Annotated in this window: 4 protein-coding genes; all 4 read right to left on the reverse strand. The window is 42.1% G+C overall.

Annotated elements, in window-relative coordinates:
* The coding region (locus SD31_RS10380) for a hypothetical protein (RefSeq protein WP_039054069.1) at positions 1-321 on the reverse strand (321 nt) is incomplete at its 3' end.
* A gap of 100 nt (positions 322-421) precedes the next feature.
* On the reverse strand, positions 422-1,126 hold the full coding sequence (locus tag SD31_RS15430; RefSeq protein WP_052258962.1) for a hypothetical protein: 705 nt from the start codon (positions 1,124-1,126) through the stop codon (positions 422-424).
* Positions 1,044-2,108: a DUF5018 domain-containing protein gene (locus SD31_RS15435; RefSeq protein ID WP_082021920.1), complete on the reverse strand. Its 1,065-nt coding sequence runs from the start codon at positions 2,106-2,108 to the stop codon at positions 1,044-1,046. Before SD31_RS15435 ends, SD31_RS15430 begins: the two co-directional genes overlap by 83 nt.
* Before the next feature lie 12 nt (positions 2,109-2,120).
* Positions 2,121-2,861: a RagB/SusD family nutrient uptake outer membrane protein gene (locus tag SD31_RS10390; protein ID WP_052258964.1), complete on the reverse strand. Its 741-nt coding sequence runs from the start codon at positions 2,859-2,861 to the stop codon at positions 2,121-2,123.
* Between the last annotated feature and the right edge of the window lie 36 nt (positions 2,862-2,897).

Here is a 2,897-nt window from a genome sequence, read left to right on the forward strand (position 1 = left end):
AAAAGAAAAATGAAAACCTGTCTTTCCATCGTAGGAAGTCCATTCTTTAGTATATGCACTGTTATACATGGTATAGCCTGAGGAAGGCTTTACATCTATTACCAAGCCTGTCACGCCACAGTCTTCCAGCCTATCCAGAATATTGACGATTTCGGTTTTGCTGCTGAACTTTCCGTACGTTCCGAAAACGTTAGATCTAGCATCCACCCAAACTACGACATTTCTTCCTGGCGTTATAGGGTTTGTAGGTGGTTCCGGTTCTTCCGGCACATTCAGACTAGGTGGGGTATGATTATCTTTCGAACAAGCAAATAAACTCAATAAGGCAACCAGCTAAAACAAAAAATTTCTTCTTCAATAGCTTAAAAATTTAAAAGAGTAGCGCGCAAGCGCTACTCCAAACTATTTGACCTAATTTAACCTAAATATCGATACAATCGAACTGTACCCCGACAACATATCCGTTGGTAAACATAAAATATAGATAAAGGAAGTATCCGTTTTCAGATACAGCCATCACCACATCTCCCGTTCCATTCGTATTGGTTGCGGCACTCGCGGCATTAGGGCCATAAGCGCCTTTAGGAGCTGCCCAAATCAAGTTTGTAGGAGCTGTCGCCGAGGAAGGATCGCCAACAAGAGGCATCTCTGCATCCAACAAAAACACTTGGTCAGCAGCTCCCCAGTTAAAACCATTCACATGATTATAGGCTACGTACTTACCATTATTGAACTCTATATAGTCTACCGAATTGACGATAAAGTTTGTGTTCAATGTTGTATTGGCTGAAGTAACAGAATGGTTTTGACCGCTCACTTTACCAAGGTTGTTAGTAGACGGATTATATCCCACCACATAATAATCACTAGAAAGTGACGGGGTCATATACTTCACATCAGCGTTATTCCAGTTCCATGCATAACCGTTGATATCAATGATATCCGGTGTTTGGGACACAAGCTGTCCGTTGGACACCTGCCATCTTGCAAATGAGTTTTGTGTAGCGTTACCTACAAGAGGTGCTGTGATGATAGCGTTCTGGTTAATATCCGCCCACCACTGAGAACTTACGTCCGAATCCTCTACCTCCGGTATTCCACGAAATAAAAGGTTGAGGTGTTGCATTTACGGAAGTAACTTTATAAATCATAAAGGTATTGCCATCGTTCGTGGTCAGGTTGCATACCAATATGTTGCCAGCATTGTCTGAGGTAGCATAGAAGTTACGAAGACTGCCGATAAAGCCCGTCATGTCCACTTCGCCCTCCTTTTGACCGGTAACACCATTCAAATAGATGCTATTACGGTTGCGTGTGTTGATCACTAAATATTTACCTGACACAGCTAGACCTGTAGTAAGATGATTATCCGGAAGACCGAGGTCATCTTTCAGCTTCTTCGCAAACATTACCTTAGCACTACCCGGACGTATACCTTTGGCAAGTTTCTTCGCTTCCACCACTTTCATAGTATAAGTCTTACGGGCATTACCTGCTGAGGTAACCACAAAAGGAACATCATTATCTAAATTCACCGCTCCACCATTAGGAATAGAGGCCGAAGCATGTCGGTTGATGGTGTAAATAACCCTAGGGTTGTTTAGCACTGTACCCGGCACCAAAGAGAAGTTGATGTTCGTACCCAAAATAATAGCAGACACTTCTTGGGTGGCTCCTAACACATCCTCATAATATAGGGTAGCGGCAAACACATCGGTATTACCTTTCTTGTTGGCTACGACTACATATTTAGATTGCGTTCCATCTCCTGCTGTAACGGTAATATGCAAAGGATTATTAAGATCCGTAAAACCCTCTAACGAAGGTTCTATTTTCGCATCTACCGGTACTGACGCCTTAAGAAGGATTTTTGAAAGGTCCACTTCATTGTCGGAATCAATAGGATAATAGTAATCTATATTGACATAGATTGTGTCATTGCTAATAGTACTTTCGAAGAGCCTCTCTCTTCCTTTTCCTTCAAGTGTTGCATAGAAATCTTTGATGATAGAATCATCGTTAGGTGCAACATAGTTAGGTTTAGCACAAGAACATACTAATTGTCCAAGCACTAAAAATGACAGTATATAATTTATTAAAGTCTTCATACGAATATCTTTTTACCAACCTTGAATTTGTGTAAGACCTAAGTTGACTAATACTTCAGACTCAGGAATCGGCAGATAATATAGTCTAGGGTTAAAACTTCTGTCCACATTATCTGCATCTACCACTTGATACGAGTAACCTCCTCCAGTACTTTCTATTTTGTGGCCTGTCACACGTCTACCGTTCAGCACAATATGTGCTTTTCTCCATCTGCGCAGATCCCAGAAACGATGCCCTTCAAAGGCTAACTCGACCATACGTTCGTGCTCTATGGCTGCCATAGCCGATGACTGGTTGTTGTAATTTACCATTCCCAGCCCTCGTTTGGCACGCAGCTCCGACAATACGCTTGCCGAACCGGCAAAATCCCCAAGGCCTGCTTTGGCCTCTGCCAAATTCAAATAAACCTCCGCATAACGTAGTTCTATCCAACTTTGCGTACTGCGGTTAACCAGAAGATTCGTATTGTTTGGATCTAACAGCTTCTTAGCATAATAACCTGTAACAGTTCTTTTTGGTTCTGCTTCCACTCCATATTGAATAAACCCTTCAATCTGATCGGAAGTAGTGGTATTTAAGGTTCTTCCTTTCCATGATGCCCCATTATATAGGATGGTAGCATAGAAACGAGGCTCACGCTTATCATATGGATTGGCAGCATGTTCCGGATTAGTCCAAGAGAATTTTGTTCCATCTTCCATCTCAAACTCATCCACAAGTTCAGCGGTAGGCACACCATACACTAAGGTCATTCCATTATTATCGCGTGGTGGAGCATATCCGAATCA

Origin of the sequence: Sphingobacterium sp. T2, assembly GCF_000814685.1 — a bacterium.
GTDB lineage: Bacteria > Bacteroidota > Bacteroidia > Sphingobacteriales > Sphingobacteriaceae > Sphingobacterium > Sphingobacterium thermophilum.